This is a genomic window from Stutzerimonas chloritidismutans AW-1, from assembly GCF_000495915.1.
GTDB classification, from domain to species: domain Bacteria; phylum Pseudomonadota; class Gammaproteobacteria; order Pseudomonadales; family Pseudomonadaceae; genus Stutzerimonas; species Stutzerimonas chloritidismutans.
On sequence record NZ_AOFQ01000047.1, the window covers coordinates 16,996 to 38,916 of the forward strand.

Consider the following 21,921-nt stretch of genomic DNA (forward strand, 5'->3'; position numbering starts at 1 on the left):
TCACGATCCATTGAGATCCAAACCCCTGGAGTTTCTGAAAATGCGACTGACCCAAGCGCTTCTCATCGGTGTACTGGCTGTTGGTGTGACGACACCGGTATTTGCCGAAGATGGCTACGACCGCTCGATCGAATTCAACAAGAAATTCCGCGAGGACCAGAAACGCCTCTGGGGTGAAAAAGACACCGCAGACAAAGCCAAACCGGCAGAGACCAAAGAAAAGGAAAACGCTAAAAGCCCATCCTAGGCTCATGGATGTGCTGTTTCTCTACTTCCTCCTTCCCCCTCGATCTTGAGGCAGGCGCTTGACCGCCTGCCCCGGATCACCCTCAAGCGGCATCCTCCTCAACGCATCGACAGCTGGACCGCCAGCCCCGCCAGTGCACTCATCACCAGCACCTGGATCACACCGCGCTTGAAGTAGAACAGGGCAATAGCGGCGGCCGCGGCGATAAGTGCGGAGGCCCACTCGAATCCTCCCCCAAAGCCGTTGGGCCAGAGCACGTGGTAACCGAAGAACAACGCCAGATTCAGGATCACACCTACCACGGCGGCGGTGATCCCGGTCAGCGGCGCTGTGAACTTCAGTTCGTTGTGCGTCGACTCCACCAGCGGACCGCCGGCAAGGATGAACAGGAACGAGGGCAGGAAGGTGAACCAGGTGACCAGCACAGCCGCCACCGCGCCCGCCAGGAACGGATGGTCGGTGCCGAACATCGGGTGGATGTAGCTGCCAATGAAGCCGACGAAAGTCACCACCATGATCAACGGCCCCGGCGTTGTTTCCCCCAGGGCCAGGCCGTCGATCATCTGCGTGGGCGACAGCCAGCCGTAGTGACCGACCGCACCTTGGTAGACATAGGGCAACACCGCGTAGGCACCGCCGAAGGTGAGCAACGCAGCCTTGGTGAAGAACCACCCCATCTGGGTCAGAGTGCCTTGCCAGCCGAAGATGACGGTCAGCAACCCCATGGGGAGCATCCATAGCGCCGCACCGATCAGGATCAGCTTGAGCAGATAGCTCCAGCGGAAACGGGCATGCGCGGGTGGCGGTGTATCGTCATCGATCAGCGCAGGCCCGTAACTGGCCTTCCCGGAGCCATGCTTGCCAGCGGTCACGAACTTGTCCGGCAGCACTTTTCCGCCGATGTAGCCCAGCACGGCAGCGGCCAGAACGATCAGCGGGAACGGGACGTTCAGGGCAAAAATGGCGACGAAGGATGCTGCGGCGATCGCCCATAGCCAGCCATTCTTCAATGCCCGGGAACCGATGCGGTGCGCCGCATGAACGACGATCGCGGTGACCGCCGGCTTGATGCCATAGAAGATCCCGGCAACCACCGGAACGTTGCCGAACTCGATATAGACCCACGACAGCCCGATCAGGATGAACAGCGACGGCAGCACGAACAGCCCGCCAGCAATCACCCCGCCCCAGGTCCGGTGCATCAACCAACCGATGTAGGTCGCGAGCTGCTGGGCCTCGGGCCCGGGCAGCAACATGCAGTAGTTCAGGGCATGCAGAAAGCGCTTCTCGCTGATCCAGCGGCGACGCTCCACCAACTCCTGGTGGAGGATGGAGATCTGTCCTGCCGGCCCGCCAAAGCTGATGAAGCCGATCTTCAGCCAGAACAGCAACGCTTCGAACAAGCCCACCGGGGTCGCTGGCTTGAGGGGGGCTTCGCCCGTGGCCAGCGTCGTCGTTTCAGCCATGACCGTTTTCCTCGTTGGCAAAGGCCGCCAGCAGCCCGTCGAAGATGCCGTTTGCCGCTGCCATCAGTTGGTTGTCATCGGTAATGCTCTCGCGCAGGCCCGCCAGGACACGCTCGATGCCGGACGCTTCCGCAGGCTGGCTGCCACCGACATCGAGGTAGTGAACCAGCGCGGCGATGCGTGAAAGGCCTGGAGCCTGCAGCACGAAGCTGTCGATCAGGGTTTCGAAGGTGACGCGGTGCCCGACATGGCTGAACGCGGCGCCATCGAAGTCAAAGCCCAGTGCATCGGCGGGGGAGCAGTCGCTCGGGGATTCCAGCCAGAGGATTTCCGCGCCGCTGTCGATGAAGCGCTGGATGAGCCAGGCACAGGCCAGCCGGTCGACCCAGGGACGTCGACGGGTTGCCCAGCGACGCCCCTGGTAATGACTGTGGTCCAGCAGCGTGACGGGATGATCCTGAATGTGCGGTTCATCAGGTGAGAGGGCACGGCTGATTGCCGTCTCCAGCGCTTCCAGCGCGGTCTCCGTCTGCTGCTTCGCAACGCCGGGGAAGAAGTCGATCAGGGCCAACTGGGCGAAGCTCTTGCGCAGTTTTCTGACCTGGCGAGCGACCTGCAGGGCGTTCTCGGGAAGCAGTCCCTCCCTGCACGCGGCGACTTCGTCGCGCAGCTTGCTGTACTCCTCACTCCGGTCGAACAGGCCGGCGAAGCGAGTTTCTTCGTCCGGGAATGCCAGCAGAAACGCAGTGCCGCCGCTGACCGTCACATCGCGCTCCACGGACTCGAACGCCTCGCGGCCCGCGTCCTGCTCAGGCAACAGGTACACACCGTCGCGCAGCACGGCAGCGCCGCAAGCCTTCAACGCCCGCCAGGCACGCATACGTTCGGTCGCGTTGGCCGTGGGGAGTGCCAACACAAGAAGAAGCCAATTTTTCATGTAGAGAATCAAACATAAAATGTATGAATCTCTACTTTAGCTCTGTTCTCAGGAAAATGCACTGCCGGGATGAGGGTTCGATTCACTCACGTTGACCGTATCCCCCCAGGGGGGATACGCTAGAAACATGAATCACCCGCACTACCCGGAGGTAGCGCATGCTATCCGTTCTAAAAAATCGTACTTATCGACACCTCTTTCTGGCCCAGGTGATCGCCCTGGTGGGCACTGGTCTGGCGACGGTTGCCCTCGGGCTTCTGGCATTCGACCTGGCCGGCGCCCAGGCGGGAGCTGTATTGGGTACCGCGCTCGCCATCAAGATGGCGGCTTACATCGGCGTTGCACCGGTTGCCGCCGCGTTCGCCGAGCATCTGCCGCGCAAGGCGATGCTGGTCACCCTCGATCTGGTCAGGGCAGCGGTCGCGCTGATGCTGCCCTTCGTCACCGAGATCTGGCAGGTGTACGTGCTGATTTTCGTGCTGCAGTCGGCCTCTGCGGCGTTTACGCCAACCTTCCAGGCCACCATCCCTGACATCCTGCCGGATGAGCGCGAGTACACCCGGGCGCTTTCCCTTTCGCGCCTGGCCTATGACCTGGAAAGCGTGATCAGTCCGATGCTGGCCGCGCTGTTGCTTACGGTGGTCAGCTTCCACAGCCTGTTCGCGGGCACGGTGGTGGGCTTCCTGGTGTCCGCCGCGATGGTCGGTACCGTGGTGCTGCCCCTGGCGGCACGAGGACCCAAACGCAGCATCTATGAACGCACCACCAAGGGCATGCGGATTTTCCTGCGCACCCCGCGGCTGCGTGGCCTTCTTGCACTGAACCTGACGATCGCAGCCGCCAGCGCCATGGTCATCGTCAACACCGTGGTACTGGTGCAATCCAAGTTCGCGCTGCCCCAGAGCTCTACCGCCATGGCCTTGATGGCCTTCGGCGGTGGCTCGATGGTGGTCGCCCTGATGCTGCCCAAGCTGCTGGAACGACTGGACGATCGCAAGGCGATGCTGGCCGGCGGTGCCGTGCTGGTAGCCGGTTTGATCCTGGGTACCTTCGTCTCCAGTTACCCGGCGCTGATCCTGTTGTGGCTGGTGTTGGGTGCCGGCTACTCCCTGGCACAGACACCGTCCGGACGCATTCTGCGGCGCTCGTCCTCAGCCCAGGATCGACCTGCGCTGTTCGCCGCCCAGTTCGCCCTTTCACACGCCTGCTGGCTGATCACCTACCCGCTCGCGGGATGGTTGGGGGCAAGCGTCAGCCTGACGGCTTCGTTCATCGGACTGAGTCTGGTTGCCGCCGTAGCCTGGCTGGTGAGCAAGCGGATCTGGCGCCCGGAGTATGAGGAAGACGTGGTAGCGCACAATCACGATGACCTGCCGGAAGACCACCCGCACGTGGCCAACGGCAATGCGCATGCGCACTCGTTCGTCATCGATGACGATCACCGGAAATGGCCAAAGCCATAAAGCCCGCGTTGCACGGGTTCTATCGATGATCTTCGCGTAATCCAGAAAGAAACAGGGCCGCTTTAGCGGCCCTGTTTGCATCACTCGTGCGAGTGGCCGTGACCCGCATCGCCAGACTTCGATTCGGTATCAGTACCACCGCAGGCAGCCAACAGGCCGAGGAAGCTCAGCACAACGAGCGATTTGAGGATTTTGGTAGTCATCTTCAGCTATTCCAATTGAGATCAAAAAGTCGGGGCGAACAACAGGTTCGCCCCGGCGGGATTACTTCTTCACGTTCAGGTAGTCGCCAGTCGTGTTCAGCACGATGGTGACATCGGCGTTGGTGCGGTTACGCCAGAACCAGCCATGGGTGCCATCGAACAGCGCGGTCAGGTCGCCCTTGTCGCCTTTCACCTGACGCCCTTTGCTGTAGCTGTGGAAATCGCCTTGGGCGGCGTTGTAGATCTCACCGTGGGTGTCGTGGTTGACCGGGCCGGATGCGGTCCATTCATAGCTCACAGTGCTGCCCTTGAGCATTTCCAGCTTGATCTCCCGACCTTCGCCTGGCGTCAGGGTTACGGTGACCTGATCGGACTTGGCGTTGGCAGCAGGTTTGCTGGATACGGGAGCCGCGGGCTGAGGGGCTGCTGCCACTTGCTGTACGGGTGGCGCTACCGGTGCAGGTGCCGGTGCAGCAGCAACGACAGGAGCTGGGGCCGGAGCAGCTGCCGCTTTCGACGCAGCCTCGTCAGCCAAAGCCTCGGCAGCGAGGGTGATCTTGATCTCGCCCATTTGCGTCAGGCCCATGGCGCGGCCCAGGCCGGTCGGGTCGACCGCGTATTCCGAAGGCATCACCACGGTGACCAGCAGGCCCATGGCGACAGCCAGGGCAATGACGGTGGAACGAACGAGTTGGCGGCTGCTCGGCAATTCGCTTGCCGATGGGAGTGGAGAATTGAACATGATCAGGAGTCCTTAAGCGGTCAGAAACAGGCCGGAGATCTGGTAACCCATCAACAGGAAACCAGCACTCATCATTGCGACGTTGGCGGTATAGGCATGACGCCAGAAGCTTGGGGTCTGCCTCCAGAAGCCCATCAGGATCAGAATGGCGCTCAACGCCATCAGCTGACCGATCTCCACCCCTACGTTGAAGGCGATCAGGTTGGGGATCAGCCCATCGGGAGAGATCTCGTATTCCTGGATCTTGGTTGCCAGGCCGAAGCCGTGCAGCAGGCCGAAAATCAGCGTGGCGGCCTTGGTGTTCGGCTGATAGCCGAACCAGCGCTGGAAGGCGCCCAGGTTATCCAGGGCCTTGTACACCACCGAGAAACCGATGATTGCGTCGATGACGTACGAGCTGATGCTGACTTCCGTCAGCACGCCGATCAGCAGCGTCACCGAATGGCCGACCGCAAACAGCGTGACGTACAGGCCGACATCCTTCAGCCGGTAGAGGAAGAAGATGACGCCGAACAGGAACAGCAGATGGTCGTATCCCGTGACCATGTGCTTGGCGCCCATGTAGATGAAGGGGATCAGCATGACCCCGGTGCTTTCCTGGATGAAGCCCTTGTCACCCTCGGCCACGGCATGGGCCAGAGCTTCTGGCATGCCGATGAACAGCGAGGCGACGAGCAGGAACAGCAGATACAACAGGTGGCGTGAACGCATGGCGAACAGGCCCCCACCCTTTAGGGAGTGCGAATGCATGGATCAATCCTTTCTTGCAGTGATTGTTGGCCGCAGAGCGGCCTTGGTCAGGAAGCAAGCACAGGACGGGGTGGGCGTTCGATACGGAAGATGGGGGGCCAAGGCACGGAATCGCCCAGCATGGCCAGGTGTACCGAGGCTTCGAAATGACTGGAGAAGTGGATTGCAGCTGGTATCTGAGGCGTTTCGTGCTGGTGATCGGGCGTCAGGGGGGAGTGGTAGTGATCAGAGCACTGCGCACAACTCAGGGACGAGTCGTGGGAGTGATCATGAGTCAGGCTCTGGGCGCTCTTTGCCGTGATTTGCGAGAGGACGGAAAGTGAATAGGCATGACCGGTCCAGGCCAGCAGAAAGGCCATTGCCAAAGCCACGATCATGGTCGCTGAAAGAAAACGACGAGACATCCCAATGCTTATCCGGTTGAAACACGGTGTGAAATAGCGCGTTTGACCCAACCCCCCCAGGGGGATAGCATGCAGAGCGTAAAGTATCGCCGTCTGAGACTCAAGTCATGTCAGAACACGTTCACGACCAACCGCATGGTCACGCTCATACCCACCAGACTCACGACGCCATCATCAAACGCCTCAAGCGAGCGGACGGCCACCTGCGCAGCATCATCACCATGATCGATGAAGGACGTGAATGCGTGGACATCGCCCAGCAGCTCCATGCTGTTGAAAAGGCCGTGTGCCAGGCGAAGCGGACACTGATCCAGGACCACATCGACCATTGCCTGGAAGACTCGGTGACAGCCCTGAGCAAGGGCGACCGTTCGGCACTGGACGAATTCAAGCAAATCACCAAATACCTGTAGGCACGGTGCTCGGTTGTTGAATGTTTGAGTACGGCGGTTACCTCGGCCTGTTTCTGGCTGCATTCGGCGCGGCAACCCTGCTGCCCATGCAATCGGAGGCAGTGCTGGGCGGACTGCTGATATCCGAGCGTTTTTCCACAGCCATCCTGCTGGTGGTGGCCACCACAGGCAACGTACTCGGATCGGTTGTGAACTGGCTGCTGGGACGAGGTATCGAGGCTTATCGCGAAAAGCGCTGGTTTCCGGTAAAGCAAGCGGCCTTCGAAAAAGCCAAAGCCTCCTATGAACGTTACGGGTACTGGTCGCTGCTGCTCAGTTGGGTACCCATCATTGGAGACCCGCTAACCGTGATCGCCGGCGTGATGAAAGAGCCGCTCTGGCGGTTCGTCCTGATCGTCACGCTCGCCAAGGGCGGACGGTATCTGGTCCTTGCGATTCTCATCCTGGAGAACCTGAGTTGAGCGCGTACGAATCACCACCTTCGCGGGTTGAACGACACAACGGACAGGACCTCATCAAGTGGATCGCCCTGCTCACGATGGTGCTCGACCACATGCGTCTGGCATGGCCATCACTGGATAACCTGTTCATTCTGGGACGCCTCTCGTTCCCGCTGTTTTGCCTGGCGATCGCCGTGAATGTCTGTCGAACGGAAGTTGGCGCGTTGTTCACTCGCAGCAATGGCCGCTACCTAAGGAAGGTCTGAAGTAACCCTGTATTTCCGGTCGACTTCAGCCCTTGCTGCTTTTGAAAGCGGGCCGTCGATCAAAATCGACCAGGTAACCCGCTCAGTTCTCCGTTTTTGGCCGCCGCGAGCACCTCGCAGCAGCCATTTTCCGCATTAGGGGGCATGCCGAGATAAGGCAAAAATTAGGACATTCGTTCTGTAACCTGCTGTATCTAAAGGATTAACTTTGAGAGGCGCTGCTCAGTAGTGGCGGCTAAATATTGATCAATTATCTATGCCGAGATAATTGCAGATAATTCCCGCCGTCCGTACCCAGCGCGAGTTCATAAGATTGGAGAAATGCCGAGTTAGAGGGCCTGCGAACAGCTTTGGTCGAGGCTTTGCGCTTCGACGCATAACGGCTGCTTAGTACTGGGGGCTCTCCCAGAAGCGACAAAGGCGGCCTCAACGAGACCGCCTCAAACCAAGTTTCATCACCGGTACACGCACCCGGGAGAGGAAGCTCTTGGGCAGGTTTCAATAATAACACCGATCAAAGCGTCACTGCCAAAGCCCTCTCGCACTGCCGAGTAGCCTTCAGATAGTGTTCATTCGCTCTCTCTCGAAGCTACGGTGCGGATGGTTCGAGACCATCATGCGCAAACTCGGGGCCAAGATGACATTATCAAATGGCCAATTATCCTGGAGGCAGTTATGGAAAGGCTCCGCGAAAAACTGGATTTGCCGAGAGGCCACTACTATCTGCACGTCGCCGTACTGGCGGGCCTGCCGGTGTCGTTGATCTCCGATTTGGCAAGCGAGTTGGAGCGATCGCCAGCGCAGATCGCGCAGTGGATCACTGCGTCCCCCGGCAGTGCCGTGATGTCTATACAGGCTGGTGAGGTGTTCTGTCGTCTTATCGAGATCCTCGATGCGCTATTGGAGCTGTACGATGGGGATCTAGGAGGTGCGCTCCACTGGCTAACGGCACCGAATGTCGTGCTGTCCAATGAGAGGCCGGTCGAGGGGGTTTGGGGAGCAACGGAACAGAAAGTGCACTTAAGCCCAGCGCCTGCCCGCAAACCCTTGTGGCGTCTGGTTAGTTCGGGAAAACCATCGTTTTGTCGAACCATTGCATCGCCCTTTGTGATTGGCGTATAAACACACAAACACCTATTAGCGGAGAACGCTATGAATACCATTCGCTGGAATGTCGCCGTCTCGGCCGACACCGACCAGTCGCTTCGGATGTTTCTGGCCAGCCAGGGCGGCGGCCGTAAGGGCGACCTGTCGCGCTTCATCGAAGAAGCGGTACGGGCACACATCCTGGAGCTGAGCGCTGAGCAGGCCAAGGCCGCTAACGCCCATCTGAGTGAGGCAGAATTGACCAACGCGGTTGACGAAGCGCTCGACTGGGCACGTAAGCGCTGATGCGGGTCGTGTTGGATACCAACATCCTGTTCAGCGCCCTGATCTCGCCACATGGCGCGCCCGATGCGATCTACCGTGCCTGGCGGGCGGCGCGTTTCGAGGTGGTGACCTCGCGGATGCAACTCGATGAAATTCGTCGAGCCAGCCGCTATCCCAAGCTTCAGGCCATCCTACAGCCCGCCAAGGTGGGCGCCATGATCAATAACCTGCAACGGGCTGTGGTACTGGAGCGCCTGACCATCGAGGTCGAAGCCGATGATCCGGATGACTCGTTTTTGCTGGCCATGGCCTTGGCGGGCGATGCGGACTACCTGGTAACCGGTGATCGCCGCGCCGGCCTGCTGCAACGCGGGCACATCGAACGCACGCGGATCGTCACGCCCGCCGTGTTCTGCGTCGAGGTGCTGTGATCAATGCCGGTCGGTTTTCTGACTCAAGAGCAACGCGACGGTTTTGGCCGCTATGTTGATTCGCCCAGCCGTGAAGAGCTGGAACGTTACTTCCACCTGAGCGATGAAGACCGTGAAGCCATCCAGGTGCTGCGGGGTAACCATAACCGTCTGGGTTATGCCGTTCTGCTGACCACCGTCCGCTTCGTTGGCGTTCTGCCGGACAAGCCCGCCGCCGTGCCGGTGGAAGTCCTGCAGGTGCTTTGCCGACAACTGGCGATTCCAGACCCCGACTGCCTCCAGCGCTATAGCGATCATCGCCGCTGGATACATGCCACCGATATTCAGAACCGCTTTGGCTATCGTCATTTCACCGATCCGGGCATCGGCTTTCGCTTGAGCCGCTGGCTGTATGCCCTCTGCTGGACGGGCACCGACCGGCCGGGAGTGCTGTTTGAGCGAGCCACCTCGTGGCTGTTCACACAGAAAGTCCTCCTGCCTGGTGTGTCTCAACTAGAGCGCTTTATCGCCCAGTTGCGCAGTCGGGTCGAAGAACGCCTCTGGTTTACGCTGGGCCGCAGCGTGACTGAGGAACAGCGATTGCAACTGCAAGACTTGCTGACGGTGGCCGAAGGCAACCGCAGCTCCCGGCTGGATCAATTGCGCTCCGGCCCGGTCATGGTCAGTGGCCCCGCGTTGATTCGGGCACTGCGCCGGCTCGATGACGTGCGCGGCATCGGCATCACCTTGCCGGCGGCGGCGCACATCCCTCCCAGCCGTATCGCCGCCCTGGCCCGCTTCGCCAACACGGCCAAGGTCACCGCGATTAATCGGCTGCCGGCGTCGCGGCGGATGGCGACACTGGTGGCCTTCGCACTCTGCCTGGAGGCGACTGCGCACGACGACGCACTGGAAGTCCTGGAGGCCTTGCTGCGCGACCTGTTCAGCAACGCGGAGAAGGCCGACAAGAAAGCCCGCATGCGCAGCCTGAAAGACCTGGATCGGTCGGCCGCGACGCTCGCCGCCGCGTGCAAGGTCGTGCTGGACAGCTCGATCAGCGATGACAACGTGCGCGCCCGGCTGTTCAACGACCTGCCGAGGACCACCCTGGAAAAGGCCCTGGAAGAGGTCAACGCGCTGATCCGCCCGGTAGATGACGTCTATTTTCTTGCATTGGAAGCGCGCTACCGCAGCGTGCGCCGCTTCCTGCCCGACCTGCTCAAGCACATCCGCTTCGGCTTCAGCCCGGCCGGCAAGGGCGTGGCGGCTAGTCTGGAGTGGCTGCAACTGAACCTGCCGCGCCGGAAGCCAGAGGATGACGCGCCGCAGGAGATCGTGGCCAAGGCTTGGCAGAAGCACATCACCCGCGAAGATGGCTCCCTCGACATGGGTGCCTATGTGTTCTGCACGCTCGATGCGCTGCGCACGGCCCTGCGCCGCCGCGATGTCTTCGTCTCGCCCAGTTGGCGCTATGCCGACCCGCGCCTTGGCCTGCTCGACGGTGCCGAATGGCTGGCGGCGCGACCGATCATCTGCCGGTCACTGGGCCTGACCATCGACGCCAAAACCACCCTGGACGCCTTGTCCGTCGAGCTGGATGCAACCTGGCTGGCAGTAGCCGCGCGCCTGCCCGACAACCCGGCGATTCAACTGAGCGAGAACACCGAGGGCAAGACCGAACTGTCGCTCGGGGCGCTGGACAAGCTGGACGAGCCCTGCTCGTTGCTGCAACTGCGGGCGGCCGTGTCTGACCTGATGCCGCGTGTCGATCTGCCGGAAATCCTCTTGGAAATCGCCGCCCGCACTGGCTTTTCCGAGGCCTTCACCCATGTCTCCGAACGCAATGCACGCGCCGACAACCTGGTCACCAGCCTCTGCGCGGTGCTGTTGGGCGGGGCCTGCAACACCGGCCTGGAGCCCTTGATCCGCACCGACAACCCGGCGCTGCGCCGTGACCGGCTGTCCTGGGTCAGCCAGAATTATATCCGCGACGACACCCTGTCAGCGGCTAACGCCATCCTGGTCGGAGCGCAAAGCCAACTGGAACTGGCCCAAGTCTGGGGTGGCGGCGAGGTCGCCTCCGCCGATGGCATGCGCTTCGTCGTACCGGTGCGCACCGTGCATGCCGGCCCCAATCCGAAGTATTTCGGCACCGGCCGGGGTGTCACCTGGTACAACCTGATTTCCGACCAATTCTCCGGCCTCAACGCCATCACCGTGCCCGGCACGCTGCGCGACAGCCTGGTGTTGCTGGCGGTCGTGCTGGAACAGCAGACCGAGTTGCAGCCGACGCAAATCATGACCGACACCGGGGCCTACAGCGATGTGGTGTTCGGGCTCTTCCGCCTACTTGGCTACCACTTCAGTCCGCGGCTGGCCGATGTCGGCGGTACCCGCTTCTGGCGCACGCGCCCGGACGCGGACTACGGCAAGCTCAACGGGCTGGCCCGCCAGTCGGTCAAACTCGACCTGATCGCCGAGCACTGGGACGACCTGCTGCGCCTGGCCGGCTCGCTCAAACTCGGCCGGGTGCCGGCGACTGGCATCATGCGCACGCTGCAAACGGGAGATAGACCCACCCGGCTGGCCCAGGCGCTGGCCGAATTCGGGCGGATCGAAAAGACTCTGCACACGTTGACCTATATCGACGACGAGTCCAAGCGCCGCGCCACCCTGACCCAGTTGAACCGAGGCGAAGGCCGGCACAGCCTGGCCCGCGCCGTGTTCCACGGCAAACGCGGCGAGCTCCGCCAGCGCTACCGCGAAGGCCAGGAAGACCAGCTCGGTGCTCTGGGCCTGGTGGTGAACATCATCGTGCTGTGGAACACCCTCTACATGACGGCGGCCGTGGAACGGCTCAAGCAGCACGGCTATCCAGTGCTGGAAGAGGATTTGGCCCGGCTATCGCCGCTGATCTACGAGCACATCAACATGCTCGGGCGGTATTCCTTTGCGGTACCGGAAGAAGTTGCGCGCGGCGAGCTGCGGCCACTGCGTAATCCAGACGACGACCTGTGATCCCCCTAAACGCTATGAGCAACACCCAAGCTGCTGCTGGATCGGCGGGCACTTCACCGAGCCGAACGAACAGAAAACGCAGCAATCCCCTGGGTTGGGGCGCAGCAGCGCCTTGCAGTTGCTGCACTCGTAATAGAACTGGCAGGCGTCCGTGGGCATGGTTTCCGGCTTGGCGAAGCCGCAGCGCGGGCAAGTCAGCACGGACTCAAGGACAATGGCGCTCATCGTGACCTCACTTCTGCACTGTGGAGGGGTATCCCGCGTTCGCGGTCGCCTCAGTCAGTGCCTCGGGCTGGGCCTTATCGGGATCGTAGGTGACGGTCGCCGTCTTCTGGTCGAAATTGACCTGGACGTCACTCACGCCGGACACCTTCTCCAGCGACTTCTTGACCGTGATCGGACAGAGTCCGCACGTCATGTTCTGCACGTCGAGCGTGACGGTTTTCGGGGGAGCCGCCAGCGCCACGAAGGGCAAGGCGAAAAGCACGGCGATCAGCAGTTTGCGCATGGTTAATCTCCTTCAGTAGAACAGCGGGGCGAGCCACGGCACGGCCAATAGGCCGAGCAGCAGCACGCTGACGATCCAGAACACGAGTCGCTGTCGCACGAGCGTGCGCGGATCGGCGCAGGGTGTACCTGGCGTACAAACCTGTGGCACCAGGTAGAGCTTGCGGAATGCCAATCCCAGGAACAGTAGAGTCAACCCGATGAAGAGGGGGCGTAGTGGCTCCATCATGGTCAGAGCGCCCACCCACGTACCGCCGACACCGAGTGCCAACAGCACCAGTGGCCCGACACAGCACACCGACGCACCGATGGCGGTCAGCGAACTCGCGACCAGCGAGCCTTTCCCGGTGAGTTGCATCCCCATTCCCATCTCCTGAGCCTGATTGCCTAGGTGCTATTCTAAACTCCGTACCAAAGTACGGAATCAAGGAGAAAGTGATGGCCACAGAGCTGACCATTGGCAAGCTGGCAGACGCCGCCGGGGTGAACGTCGAGACGATCCGCTACTACCAGCGACGCGGGCTGCTGGATGAACCAGCCAAACCCTTGGGTGGCCATCGGCGCTATCCGGTGGACATGGTGAAGCGACTGCGTTTCATCAAGCGGGCTCAGGCGCTGGGTTTCACGCTCTCGGAAGTCGGTGGACTGCTGACGCTGGATGAGTCGTGCGCCTGTGCCGAAACGCGAGCACGGGCTGCACGCAAGCTCGCGTTGATCGAGCAGAAGATGGCCGACTTGGTCGTCATGCAGCAACTGTTAGGCGAACTGGTGCAGCAATGTGATGCGGGAGACGGCGGAACGATCTGCCCGATCATCGAGGCACTGATCAGAGAGTAATGCCTGGCGGGTGAGCTGGAGATCGGAAAGCCCCTTTACGGTGGGATTCAGAGCTTACGTTGGTTTTTGGTTCCATTGCTCCCCAAACCCCAAACTCTGCCTAGGCGTGGCGCTGGGTAGCGTAGCGTTGTTCTGGGTCATCGCACGGCTTAGTGGTCAGGCCGAAGAACAGATGAGTTTCATTGACGCCGACCATCAGCGCACCCTGCGTCAGTACGCACTGCAGGCCGAAGAGTTGTATCGCGCTGGCGATGAGCAGGCGCTGCGGGACTGGCTGAACAGTGTGCAGCGCCAGGAGCAAACCTGGGCAGCGGTAGTCCAGCCGCAGCTGCAAGCCTTGGCCGGCAGTGAATTGTCCAAGCGCTTCCTCAGTGAGTTTAGTCTCGGGCGGGACCCGTCCTGGAAGATCCACCTCTACTTTCAGGACAACCCGATCATGGACGTGCCGTTCACCGATGGACAGCGGCATTTTCTGATTCAGCTGCCGCAGCGAATGCGGCCCGGGCATTACTGGTACCCCGCGCGGCTGTTGCTCGAGCTGGTTCTGCCGCTGATCCTCTTGGTGATTGGCTGCCTCTTGCTGTATCGCCATCTGATGCGACCGCTGAATCGACTCCAACAAGCAACCCGTCGCTTCAGCGAAGGGGATTATGAAGCTCGGGCCGGAGTGTTGCTGGGCTCGCGGCGCGATGAGCTGGCGGGCCTGGCCGAGACGTTCGACTCGATGGCTGAGCGTATCGGAGGCTTGATTATTGATCAGCGCCAGCGTTTGGCCGAGATGTCCCACGAACTACGTACGCCGCTGGCCCGTATCGAGATGGCGGTGAGCCTGGCTGAGCAGGGCGGAGCGCCAACCATCCTGCTACGGCGTATCCGCCAGGACTGTACCGCGATGCGTGCGCTGGTCGAGGATTCACTGACGTTGAGCTGGCTCGAGACCGAGCGCCCGAGGCTGCGCGACGAGACGCTGGATCTCACCGATCTGCTCGACAGCATTATCGACGACGCACGTTTCGAATTTCCGGACCGCCACATCGATACGCAACTTCCAGTAGAGGCTGAACTAACTGGCAGTTGCCACCGCGCACTTGGCCAAGCGATCGAGAACATCGTACGCAACGCTCTTGAACATACGCCACCCGACGGCACGGTGAGCATTCATCTGAACTGCGATCCACAGACGTACCTTCTTGAGGTCATCGACGAAGGGCCTGGGGTGCCAGAGCAATGGTTAGAGCGCATTTTCCAGCCATTTGAGCGTTTGAGTTCAGATCGAGCGGGATTCGGTCTTGGGCTGGCTCTAGCGCAGCGCCAGATCTTCGCCATCGGCGGCTGCCTGACTGCGCGCAATAATGAGCAAGGAGGGCTTTGCATGACTATCCGGTTGCCACGCGAGGTCTCCGCCGCGTAACAGTTGTAAAAGTGATACAGAAGGCCGACCCTTCCGGTGACAATCATTAATACGAAACGTTCGCATTAATGATCGAGGTTCACCAATGCAACACTGTCCATGCCAGCGGTCTTTACTTGGCTCCTTATCGTTCGCTGCGCTGTTGAGCGCTTTGCCCTGCCAGGCTCAATCCAGCGATCCCCTTGAGCTCGGCGGTGTCGAAGTGACGGCGCGCCATGTTCAAGAGGACAGCGTTGAGGCCGAACAACTTCAGCATTTTCAGGCGGCTGATCTTCAGGATGTGTTCGAGTCCAGCCCCGAGGTCTCGGTTGGCGGCGGCCCCGGAGTCGCGCAGAAGCTCTATTTGCGTGGCTTCGAGGACACGCTGCTCAATATCACGATCGATGGTGCCAGCCAGCCGGGTCAGACGTTCCACCATACCGGTCGCATTGGTATCGAACCGGAACTGCTAAAGCGTGCTGAGGTGCAGGCGGGAACGGGTGACGCGACTTCCGGGCCAGGGGCGCTGGGCGGTTCGATTCGATTCGTCACCAAGGACCCCGATGACCTGTTACGGGAGGGCGAACAGGTAGGCGCGCTTATCAAGGGTGGCTATTTCAGCGGTGCTGAAGGTTACAAAACCAGTTCGGGTCTTTATGGCCGCTTCAACGAAAACTGGTCTGCATTGGCCGTGGCGACCTATCAAGACCAGAACGATTACGAAGATGGAAACGGGCGCGATGTGCTGGGCACGGGCGCGCGTCAACAGCTAGGTTTCGCCAAGCTGGTTGGCCGGTTGAACGATGAGCAGACGCTGCGGTTGTCCTACGAGAAGCGCACCGATGAAGGCGAACGCACCCAGCGACCTCAATGGATCCCGAGCAGCTTCAATCCGCTCTTTCCTTTGGAAACAGAGCGTGAAACCTGGACGTTGAAGTACGGCTGGAACCCGCTAAGCGAACTGGTCGATCTTGAGGTGACTACCTATCACACGTCCACAGAACTGCAGCAGGATGGCCGCTGGGGACTGTATATCGGCGATACCGCTAGCGCAGGGTTGGATGTGCGCAATACCAGCGAATTCGGAGCTCATCGTCTGACGTATGGGATTGACTACCGAGACGACAAAACCAGTCTAGGCCCTGCCGGCGATCGCGATCTGGATCAGGAGGAGGGCAGTGTGCTCGGTTTCTACGTCCAGGATAGTTATCGGCTGACCGAGAGGCTGCTGTTGGGCATGGGTGTTCGTTACGATCGATACCGCCTTGATGATCGCGACGGGCAGGACTTCGCCGACGCAGGCTTCAGCCCAAATCTGAGCCTTCGCTACCAGGTAACTCCGCAACTCGCGCTCCTCGCAGGTCACTCCCAAGCGCTTCGCGGCGTGCAAGTCCGCGATGCGTTCAAGCTTGACGCGGCTGCCAATGAGGCGGATCTCGATGCCGAAAAAGCGCGCACCAACGAGCTGGGATTCGAATTCCGAGAGGGCGGTTTGGAGCTGTCCGGCAAGATCTACGATACGCGGATCCGCGATGCGATCTACGATCCCAGCGGCCGGCCCAATCTCTATGTGAACGGCGGGATGCTGAAAAGCCGCGGCGTTCTGCTACAAAGCGCTTATCACTGGCAGCAGCTGAGCGTTGGGCTGAGCTTCCACCATAACGATATCGAGCTGGACGGCGATGACCTGAACGTTTACGAACACAACGGTCTCGGTACCACACTAGGCGATACGTGGATTGGCTTCGCTGATTACCGGGTTGGTGACAGGTTGAATTTGGGCTGGCAGGGCCGTTTCGTTCAGGCGGTGGATTCACTGCACACCGGTGTCGGCACTCTGAACAAACCTGGGTATGGGGTGCACGACCTTTATGCCCAATGGGCGGCTTTGCCCGATGAACGTCTTGTCCTGAACCTGACGTTGAAGAACGTCTTTGACAAGCAGTATCTGGATCACGCCAGTAACGAAGATTTCGAGCGTATCCCAGACTACGAAGGTGTGCGTGGCAGTTACGAGTCTGGCCGCGAGCTGCGCCTCGGTGTGGCTCTGCGGATCTGATGATCTCTGATCAGGGCGGGCCTGAGGTCGCTCACCTGACTGCATGACCCGAAGAGCGTTTTTCGGGTCACCAGACGTATCAGTGCATTCAGGGCTGTCAGCTCAGAACCAGGCGGACGTCGATGTTCCCGCGAGTTGCATTGGAGTACGGGCAAACCTGATGTGCAGCGTCGATCAGGCTTTGGGCCAGCTCCCGGTCAAGGCCTGGCAGGCTGATCTGCAGCTCGACCTCGAGGCCGAACCCGCCAGGGATCTGGCCGATACCGACGTTGGCGGTAACCGCGGTGTCGGCCGGCAACGTTTGCTTCTGCTGGCCAGCGACGAACTTCAGGGCGCCAATGAAGCACGCCGAATACCCGGCCGCAAACAGCTGTTCCGGGTTCGTTGCGTCGCCTCCCTGACCGCCCAGCTCGCGAGGAGTGCTCAACTTGACGTCAAGGTTGCCGTCCGACGAAACGGCTCGCCCATCGCGCCCTCCGGTGGCCGCAACGGTTGCTATGTAGAGAGGCTGAATGGGTTGCATGATTTTCTCCTTAGCGTAATGGAATTTATTTTGCGCGCTAACTAAATGCCGTGAGGAAGGTAGTCAGGATTTACTTTGCGCGCAAGGTTTTTCGCCCTTCGGCCATTCCGCCGCTGGCACAGCAGCGAGCATCGTCGGGCCGCTAGGAGGGATTAGGCGAGTTTTTGCAGTGCGGTGCGCAGGGCGATGATTTGCGTCTTTAGCGCTGCCACCGTTTCCGCGGTCTGCCCGCTGGCGCTGAGGATACTGGCCGGAAAGCATTCGGCTTCAGCCTGTAATGCTCGACCCTGCTCGGTCAGGCGCAGTTCCACTACCCGTTCGTCATCGCTGCGGCGAGTGCGAGTGATGAAGCCTTCAGCCTCAAGCCGTTTCAGTAGCGGTGTGAGCGAGCCCGGATCGGTCAGCAGGCGCGCGCTGATGTCACCTACGGTGATGCCATCGCCTTCCCATAACACCAACATCGCCAGGTACTGCGGATAGGTTAGGCCGATCCGTCGAAGCATCGGCTTGTAGACCTTGGTCATCAGCAACGAGGTCGAATGCAAAGCGAAGCAGAGTTGGTTGTCCAGCTGCAGGGCCGGACAGGAGCGGGGCTTGGTCATGATCGGAATGGTCGGGAAAGGTGGCATAACGTTATCGCCCAAACCTCTGGCGCGCAAATGTAGCGAAATCACGTCTGTTAGCCGAATAGCAGAGCTGTAGGAGCGCCTCTTTCAAAACGAGCTCATTTCGCCTTAAAGAGAGAGAAGCGGGAGCTTATAAATAGCGGCTCATTTTCAATGAAATTAGATTGGCGGTTACGTGCGTATTGTTCTTGTCGCGTAGTTGAACACCTACAGAAAAGTTTTTGATATCTCAGCGGGCGTTCGGTTGGATATGAACTAGCGCTATCCCATTAAAAATGGCTGACGATTGTAGCCCGGTATCTATCCGTCTGCTCTCTTTATCGACGGTAGAGGACGACCTCTGACCGCCTGTCGGCAGCCTCGTCGCCAAGACTCAAGCACATTCCAATACTGGTATTAATTCCGCGCCGTATACGCCGGCTGCCATGCCTGCGCCAAGCTTGACTCGAATCAATTCTTTCCCTATCTGGGATTAATACCAGATCAATTATTCTGCGCTTTTAATAAGCTTCTTTTGAATTGATAGGGTGCGCCGCAACTTTTTACTCCGACGGATAGTTTTCTCGTGACTAAACTGATGATCGAGATCAACTCGGTGTTAAGAGGGCCAGGCATGCGCCATTGTTCTAGAGTTCTGCTGCTCGTGTTGCTGGTTTTACCAAGTGTCCTTTGGGCGCAAGCGAAATCCAGTAGCGATGTAAGTTACCGCCCAGATGTCACGATTACACTTAGGACCGACATCGCAGATGGAAAACTCGTCTATGTCAGTGAGTCCGGCCCGACGCGTGGCGAAGTGAATCCCGAATTGCGGGTGCCCGAAGGTGCGGTGGTTCAGATCAATCTGATCAATGGCGACGGCGCAGTGCATGATATCGCCATACCTGAATTCGACGCTGCGTCCAGCGAAATTTCCGGCAAAGGCGCAGCGACCGGAATCGTGTTTCGTGCGACAAAAAGCGGGACGTTCGAGTACTACTGCACACTGCCTGGCCACAAGGCTGCGGGAATGGTCGGCAAGCTGATTGTGGGCGATGGACCGGCGGCGGTCGTCGAACAAGGCAAGGATTTGTCCAAGGATCCAACCCAGGTAGGCGAGCCGGTTGGTGACCGTGAACCGAAGAGCATCACCCTTGACCTTCGCACGACCGAGGAGGAAGGCCGCCTCGCCGACGGGAGTACCTACAAATTCTGGACGTTCGACGGCACGGTGCCCGGCCCCATGGTGCGGATACGCGAGGGCGATACCGTCACCCTTAATCTCAGTAACGAGCCTGACAGCGCCCATATCCATTCCATTGATCTGCACGCCGTGACCGGCCCGGGTGGTGGTGCGGCGGTTACTCAGGTGGCGCCGGGGCAAACACGCTCCTTCACCTTCAAGGCATTGCAGCCGGGGCTATACGTCTATCACTGCGCTACGCCGATGGTTGCTCAGCACATCAGTAACGGCATGTACGGACTGATTCTGGTCGAGCCGGAGGGCGGACTGCCGAAGGTCGATCACGAGTTCTATGTAATGCAGGGTGAGCTGTACACCGCCAGCCCCAGGGGGGCACGCGGCCTGCACGAGTTCTCGCTGGACATGCTGCTGGGTGAAACGCCGCAGCACATGATGTTCAACGGCGCGACCGATGCGCTGACCAAGACTCACAAGATGGAAGTCAACGCAGGCGACAGCGTGCGCATCTTCTTCGGAGTCGGTGGCCCCAACCTGATCTCCAGCTTTCACGTCATCGGTGAAATCTTCGACAAGGTCTTCGACCAGGCTTCGCTGACCAGCCCGCCGCTGACGGATGTGCAGACGACCCTCGTACCTGCCGGCGGAGCGACCATGGTCGAGTTCGTCGCGGATTACCCGGGCAGATACATCCTCGTTGATCACGCCCTGTCGCGCGCCGAGAAAGGCCTGAGCGGTGTGCTGACGGTGAAGGGCGACGCGGATTCCTCGATCTTCTCCAGCCCCGAACCGATCGATCCGCACTCCGGGCACTGAGCGCGGTTTGCTTATACGGCAGCTAACGCTGCGAAGGAGAAAGCATGCAGGCTCGAAAGCTCTACGGCCCGTTGAAGATCCTGAGTGTGGTCGTGCTGGCGCTGATGTTCGGCGCGATGCTCTATGCATTCACGATGACGCTCATTCACTGGACAGGCATCAATGTCTGAGGGCACGCCATGAACAACCGTCAAGCGAGGCTCTTCGCGATTGCTGCAACCGGTGTGGCGACGCTCGTGTTCATCGGGCTGACGGTGGATAGCCACCGGCAGTTCCCCAAGCTGACCAATGCCGACAGCATCACGGCGGAGGTCAAGCACGGGATGGATGTCTGGCACAAATACAACTGCATCAACTGCCACACGCTGTTCGGCGAGGGCGCGTACTACGCGCCCGATCTGACGAAGATCACCCAGCATCGCGGCGAGCCGTATCTGAAGGCTTATATGCGCGATCCCTCGAAGTTCTACGACGAGAAGATCCATCGGCGTCTGATGCCGAAACAGGACCTGGCCGAAGACGAAATCAGTGACCTGATCGCCTTTCTCGACTGGGTCAGCAAGGTGGACAACCAGGGCTGGCCGCCGCGACCGATCCTGGTGACCGGCAGTTTCGTGCCGGGTGCAGACACACTGAAGACTGGCGGCGAGCAGCGCAGTGATTTACCGCCTGGTGCCCGGCCGGTGGATGCCGGGGATGACGAGCGCGCGCTGGGTGAGCAGGTTTTCCGAGGCGCAGTGCCTGCCTGCAATGCCTGCCACTCCACCGCACCCGGCGCTGATATGGCTGGCCCCACGCTCGCCGGTATTGCAACTCGGGCGGCGGCTATCGTCGCGGCGCCCGACTACCAAGGGCAGGCGCAGGATGCGCGCGGCTATATCCGCGAGTCGATCGTGTCACCCAGCGCGCACATCGTTCCCGGCGCGATGTATTCGGCAGACGGCACCTCGTTCATGCCGACCGGTTACGACGGCAGCCTGACGGATGAGCAGATCGATCAGCTGACGGCCTATCTCGAAACGCTCAAGTGACACGACGGCCAAGCCGACCCACGTTCGCCTCAAGGGGAAACTACGATGCGCTATCAGTCCCAATCGGTCGCCTACTGGTACTTCGCGGTCGCGATGGTGTTGTTCGGCCTGCAGCTGGTGTTCGGCCTGCTCTCGGCAACCAAGTACATCGGGCCGGACCCGCTGTTGTATATCCTGCCTTTCGATGTGACCAAGGTGATTCACACCAACCTGCTGATCGTCTGGGTACTGACCGGCTTCATGGGGGCGACCTACTGGATGATTCCGGAAGAGTCGCGCGCCGAGCTGCATAGCACCAAGCTGGCCTATGTACAGCTGGTGCTTTGGACGCTGATGGGCGTCACGGCGATCATCGGCTACCTGTTCCGATACGGCACCGGCAACAAACTGCTCGAGCAGCCGTTGCCGCACAAGATCGTCATCGTCATCTGCATGCTGATCTTCCTCTACAACATCGGCATGACGATCCGCAAAGCGGGGCGTTTCACCACGACCGAAGCAGTGTTGATGATCGGCTTTGTCAGTGCCGCACTCCTGTACTTGCCGGCGTTGCTGCATTACGAGAACTACACGGTTTCCATTTTCTATCGCTGGTGGACGATTCATCTGTGGGTCGAGGGCGTCTGGATGATGATCATGGGCGGCTTCCTGGCCTACCTGCTGATCCGCTTGTCCGGTGCGGATCGGGAAGTCATGGAGAAATGGCTGTACGTGATCGTCGGCCTGGTGTTTCTCGCCGGCATCCTCGGCACGGCGCACCACTATTACTGGGTCGGCGTACCCACTTACTGGCTGCCCATTGGCGGGGTTTTTAGCGCGCTTGAG

General features: G+C 60.1%; 24 protein-coding genes and 1 pseudogene. 16 read left to right on the plus strand and 9 right to left on the minus strand.

The features are described 5' to 3' along the window. Nucleotides 1–40 precede the first annotated feature (40 nt). Complete coding sequence (locus F753_RS39375) at nt 41–247, plus strand: hypothetical protein (protein WP_003089081.1); 207 nt, start codon at nt 41–43, stop codon at nt 245–247. Between the two features lie 98 nt (nt 248–345). Here the strand turns inward: F753_RS39375 and chrA are convergent, their stop codons facing one another. Together chrA and F753_RS39385 are read right to left on the minus strand one after the other, a co-directional pair. After that, nucleotides 346–1,713 carry a chromate efflux transporter gene (gene chrA / locus F753_RS39380; protein WP_003089083.1) on the minus strand — a complete coding sequence of 456 codons (1,368 nt, stop codon included), beginning with the start codon at nt 1,711–1,713 and terminating at the stop codon, nt 346–348. Next, complete coding sequence (locus tag F753_RS39385) at nt 1,706–2,650, minus strand: chromate resistance protein ChrB domain-containing protein (RefSeq protein WP_156924044.1); 945 nt, start codon at nt 2,648–2,650, stop codon at nt 1,706–1,708. Before F753_RS39385 ends, chrA begins: the two co-directional genes overlap by 8 nt. A gap of 158 nt (nt 2,651–2,808) precedes the next feature. Here F753_RS39385 and F753_RS39390 point away from each other — a divergent pair, with 158 nt between their 5' ends. Next, nucleotides 2,809–4,113 carry an MFS transporter gene (locus tag F753_RS39390; protein ID WP_003089087.1) on the plus strand — a complete coding sequence of 435 codons (1,305 nt, stop codon included), beginning with the start codon at nt 2,809–2,811 and terminating at the stop codon, nt 4,111–4,113. 264 nt (nt 4,114–4,377) lie between these two features. Here the strand turns inward: F753_RS39390 and F753_RS39395 are convergent, their stop codons facing one another. Next, complete coding sequence (locus F753_RS39395; protein WP_003089089.1) at nt 4,378–5,058, minus strand: hypothetical protein; 681 nt, start codon at nt 5,056–5,058, stop codon at nt 4,378–4,380. Nucleotides 5,059–5,070: 12 nt separating this feature from the next. Beyond that, on the minus strand, nt 5,071–5,808 hold the full coding sequence (locus F753_RS39400) for a HupE/UreJ family protein (RefSeq protein WP_003089091.1): 738 nt from the start codon (nt 5,806–5,808) through the stop codon (nt 5,071–5,073). Nucleotides 5,809–6,319: 511 nt separating this feature from the next. Here F753_RS39400 and F753_RS39405 point away from each other — a divergent pair. The 7 genes and pseudogenes from F753_RS39405 to F753_RS39435 all read left to right on the plus strand — a co-directional run bounded on the left by F753_RS39405 (nt 6,320) and on the right by F753_RS39435 (nt 12,130). After that, nucleotides 6,320–6,625: a metal-sensing transcriptional repressor gene (locus F753_RS39405; RefSeq protein ID WP_003089094.1), complete on the plus strand. Its 306-nt coding sequence runs from the start codon at nt 6,320–6,322 to the stop codon at nt 6,623–6,625. A gap of 20 nt (nt 6,626–6,645) precedes the next feature. Next, complete coding sequence (locus tag F753_RS39410; RefSeq protein ID WP_003089095.1) at nt 6,646–7,086, plus strand: YqaA family protein; 441 nt, start codon at nt 6,646–6,648, stop codon at nt 7,084–7,086. Continuing rightward, nucleotides 7,083–7,319 (plus strand): annotated as a pseudogene (locus tag F753_RS39415) (TraX family protein); the annotation flags it as partial. The gene F753_RS39410 and the pseudogene F753_RS39415, both read left to right, overlap by 4 nt. Before the next feature lie 687 nt (nt 7,320–8,006). Continuing rightward, nucleotides 8,007–8,453: a hypothetical protein gene (locus tag F753_RS39420; protein ID WP_003288519.1), complete on the plus strand. Its 447-nt coding sequence runs from the start codon at nt 8,007–8,009 to the stop codon at nt 8,451–8,453. Between the two features lie 30 nt (nt 8,454–8,483). Next, nucleotides 8,484–8,723 (plus strand): ribbon-helix-helix domain-containing protein, encoded by a 240-nt coding sequence (locus F753_RS39425; RefSeq protein WP_003089107.1) that lies wholly within the window; start codon nt 8,484–8,486, stop codon nt 8,721–8,723. After that, complete coding sequence (locus F753_RS39430) at nt 8,723–9,133, plus strand: putative toxin-antitoxin system toxin component, PIN family (RefSeq protein WP_003150546.1); 411 nt, start codon at nt 8,723–8,725, stop codon at nt 9,131–9,133. The genes F753_RS39425 and F753_RS39430 overlap by 1 nt, the downstream gene beginning before the upstream one ends. A gap of 3 nt (nt 9,134–9,136) precedes the next feature. Further along, nucleotides 9,137–12,130 carry a Tn3 family transposase gene (locus F753_RS39435; protein WP_003299771.1) on the plus strand — a complete coding sequence of 998 codons (2,994 nt, stop codon included), beginning with the start codon at nt 9,137–9,139 and terminating at the stop codon, nt 12,128–12,130. Between the two features lie 12 nt (nt 12,131–12,142). Here the strand turns inward: F753_RS39435 and F753_RS39440 are convergent, their stop codons facing one another. The 3 genes from F753_RS39440 to F753_RS39450 are packed head-to-tail and all read right to left on the minus strand — an operon-like array spanning nt 12,143 to nt 13,001. Then, entirely contained in the window at nt 12,143–12,355 is a 213-nt protein-coding gene (locus F753_RS39440) for a GDCCVxC domain-containing (seleno)protein (RefSeq protein ID WP_003089113.1), read from the minus strand. Nucleotides 12,356–12,362: 7 nt separating this feature from the next. Continuing rightward, the gene (merP, locus tag F753_RS39445) at nt 12,363–12,638 is read right to left on the minus strand and encodes a mercury resistance system periplasmic binding protein MerP (protein ID WP_003150552.1); all 276 of its coding nucleotides are present in this window, start codon (nt 12,636–12,638) and stop codon (nt 12,363–12,365) included. A 12-nt stretch (nt 12,639–12,650) separates the two neighbouring features. Continuing rightward, nucleotides 12,651–13,001: a mercuric transporter MerT family protein gene (locus F753_RS39450; protein WP_003089115.1), complete on the minus strand. Its 351-nt coding sequence runs from the start codon at nt 12,999–13,001 to the stop codon at nt 12,651–12,653. Between the two features lie 74 nt (nt 13,002–13,075). Between F753_RS39450 and merR the strand changes: the two genes are divergently transcribed. The 3 genes from merR to F753_RS39465 all read left to right on the plus strand — a co-directional run bounded on the left by merR (nt 13,076) and on the right by F753_RS39465 (nt 16,923). Beyond that, nucleotides 13,076–13,474 carry a mercury resistance transcriptional regulator MerR gene (gene merR, locus F753_RS39455; RefSeq protein WP_003089120.1) on the plus strand — a complete coding sequence of 133 codons (399 nt, stop codon included), beginning with the start codon at nt 13,076–13,078 and terminating at the stop codon, nt 13,472–13,474. 106 nt (nt 13,475–13,580) lie between these two features. Next, nucleotides 13,581–14,885, plus strand: a complete 1,305-nt coding sequence (locus F753_RS39460; RefSeq protein ID WP_280806672.1) for a histidine kinase sensor domain-containing protein — start codon at nt 13,581–13,583, stop codon at nt 14,883–14,885. An 85-nt stretch (nt 14,886–14,970) separates the two neighbouring features. Next, a complete protein-coding gene (locus F753_RS39465) occupies nt 14,971–16,923 on the plus strand; it encodes a TonB-dependent receptor domain-containing protein (protein WP_031297914.1) in 1,953 nt (650 codons plus the stop codon). A 97-nt stretch (nt 16,924–17,020) separates the two neighbouring features. On the opposite strand, the gene F753_RS39470 is transcribed toward F753_RS39465, so the two are convergent. Both F753_RS39470 and F753_RS39475 read right to left on the minus strand, forming a co-directional pair. After that, nucleotides 17,021–17,446: an organic hydroperoxide resistance protein gene (locus F753_RS39470; protein WP_023445812.1), complete on the minus strand. Its 426-nt coding sequence runs from the start codon at nt 17,444–17,446 to the stop codon at nt 17,021–17,023. 152 nt (nt 17,447–17,598) lie between these two features. Continuing rightward, nucleotides 17,599–18,075: a MarR family winged helix-turn-helix transcriptional regulator gene (locus F753_RS39475; RefSeq protein ID WP_023445813.1), complete on the minus strand. Its 477-nt coding sequence runs from the start codon at nt 18,073–18,075 to the stop codon at nt 17,599–17,601. 562 nt (nt 18,076–18,637) lie between these two features. On the opposite strand from F753_RS39475, the gene nirK reads away from it, so the two are divergent. The 4 genes from nirK to F753_RS39490 all read left to right on the plus strand — a co-directional run. Then, nucleotides 18,638–20,065 (plus strand): copper-containing nitrite reductase, encoded by a 1,428-nt coding sequence (gene nirK / locus F753_RS39480; RefSeq protein ID WP_245218664.1) that lies wholly within the window; start codon nt 18,638–18,640, stop codon nt 20,063–20,065. A gap of 44 nt (nt 20,066–20,109) precedes the next feature. Next, nucleotides 20,110–20,235: a hypothetical protein gene (locus tag F753_RS50200; RefSeq protein ID WP_015277086.1), complete on the plus strand. Its 126-nt coding sequence runs from the start codon at nt 20,110–20,112 to the stop codon at nt 20,233–20,235. Between the two features lie 9 nt (nt 20,236–20,244). After that, nucleotides 20,245–21,096: a c-type cytochrome gene (locus F753_RS39485; protein ID WP_023445815.1), complete on the plus strand. Its 852-nt coding sequence runs from the start codon at nt 20,245–20,247 to the stop codon at nt 21,094–21,096. Between the two features lie 45 nt (nt 21,097–21,141). After that, nucleotides 21,142–21,921 (plus strand): cbb3-type cytochrome c oxidase subunit I (locus tag F753_RS39490; protein WP_023445816.1); only part of this gene is annotated, 780 nt, incomplete at its 3' end.

Bases quoted from the DNA above. Each gene is read 5' to 3' on its own strand.
- F753_RS39375 (WP_003089081.1), top strand. From the start codon at position 41: ATGCGACTGACCCAAGCGCTTCTCATCGGTGTACTGGCTGTTGGTGTG.
- chrA (WP_003089083.1), bottom strand. From the start codon at position 1,713: ATGGCTGAAACGACGACGCTGGCCACGGGCGAAGCCCCCCTCAAGCCA.
- F753_RS39385 (WP_156924044.1), bottom strand. From the start codon at position 2,650: ATGAAAAATTGGCTTCTTCTTGTGTTGGCACTCCCCACGGCCAACGCG.
- F753_RS39390 (WP_003089087.1), top strand. From the start codon at position 2,809: ATGCTATCCGTTCTAAAAAATCGTACTTATCGACACCTCTTTCTGGCC.
- F753_RS39395 (WP_003089089.1), bottom strand. From the start codon at position 5,058: ATGTTCAATTCTCCACTCCCATCGGCAAGCGAATTGCCGAGCAGCCGC.
- F753_RS39400 (WP_003089091.1), bottom strand. From the start codon at position 5,808: ATGCATTCGCACTCCCTAAAGGGTGGGGGCCTGTTCGCCATGCGTTCA.
- F753_RS39405 (WP_003089094.1), top strand. From the start codon at position 6,320: ATGTCAGAACACGTTCACGACCAACCGCATGGTCACGCTCATACCCAC.
- F753_RS39410 (WP_003089095.1), top strand. From the start codon at position 6,646: ATGTTTGAGTACGGCGGTTACCTCGGCCTGTTTCTGGCTGCATTCGGC.
- F753_RS39420 (WP_003288519.1), top strand. From the start codon at position 8,007: ATGGAAAGGCTCCGCGAAAAACTGGATTTGCCGAGAGGCCACTACTAT.
- F753_RS39425 (WP_003089107.1), top strand. From the start codon at position 8,484: ATGAATACCATTCGCTGGAATGTCGCCGTCTCGGCCGACACCGACCAG.
- F753_RS39430 (WP_003150546.1), top strand. From the start codon at position 8,723: ATGCGGGTCGTGTTGGATACCAACATCCTGTTCAGCGCCCTGATCTCG.
- F753_RS39435 (WP_003299771.1), top strand. From the start codon at position 9,137: ATGCCGGTCGGTTTTCTGACTCAAGAGCAACGCGACGGTTTTGGCCGC.
- F753_RS39440 (WP_003089113.1), bottom strand. From the start codon at position 12,355: ATGAGCGCCATTGTCCTTGAGTCCGTGCTGACTTGCCCGCGCTGCGGC.
- merP (WP_003150552.1), bottom strand. From the start codon at position 12,638: ATGCGCAAACTGCTGATCGCCGTGCTTTTCGCCTTGCCCTTCGTGGCG.
- F753_RS39450 (WP_003089115.1), bottom strand. From the start codon at position 13,001: ATGGGGATGCAACTCACCGGGAAAGGCTCGCTGGTCGCGAGTTCGCTG.
- merR (WP_003089120.1), top strand. From the start codon at position 13,076: ATGGCCACAGAGCTGACCATTGGCAAGCTGGCAGACGCCGCCGGGGTG.
- F753_RS39465 (WP_031297914.1), top strand. From the start codon at position 14,971: ATGCAACACTGTCCATGCCAGCGGTCTTTACTTGGCTCCTTATCGTTC.
- F753_RS39470 (WP_023445812.1), bottom strand. From the start codon at position 17,446: ATGCAACCCATTCAGCCTCTCTACATAGCAACCGTTGCGGCCACCGGA.
- F753_RS39475 (WP_023445813.1), bottom strand. From the start codon at position 18,075: ATGCCACCTTTCCCGACCATTCCGATCATGACCAAGCCCCGCTCCTGT.
- F753_RS50200 (WP_015277086.1), top strand. From the start codon at position 20,110: ATGCAGGCTCGAAAGCTCTACGGCCCGTTGAAGATCCTGAGTGTGGTC.
- F753_RS39485 (WP_023445815.1), top strand. From the start codon at position 20,245: ATGAACAACCGTCAAGCGAGGCTCTTCGCGATTGCTGCAACCGGTGTG.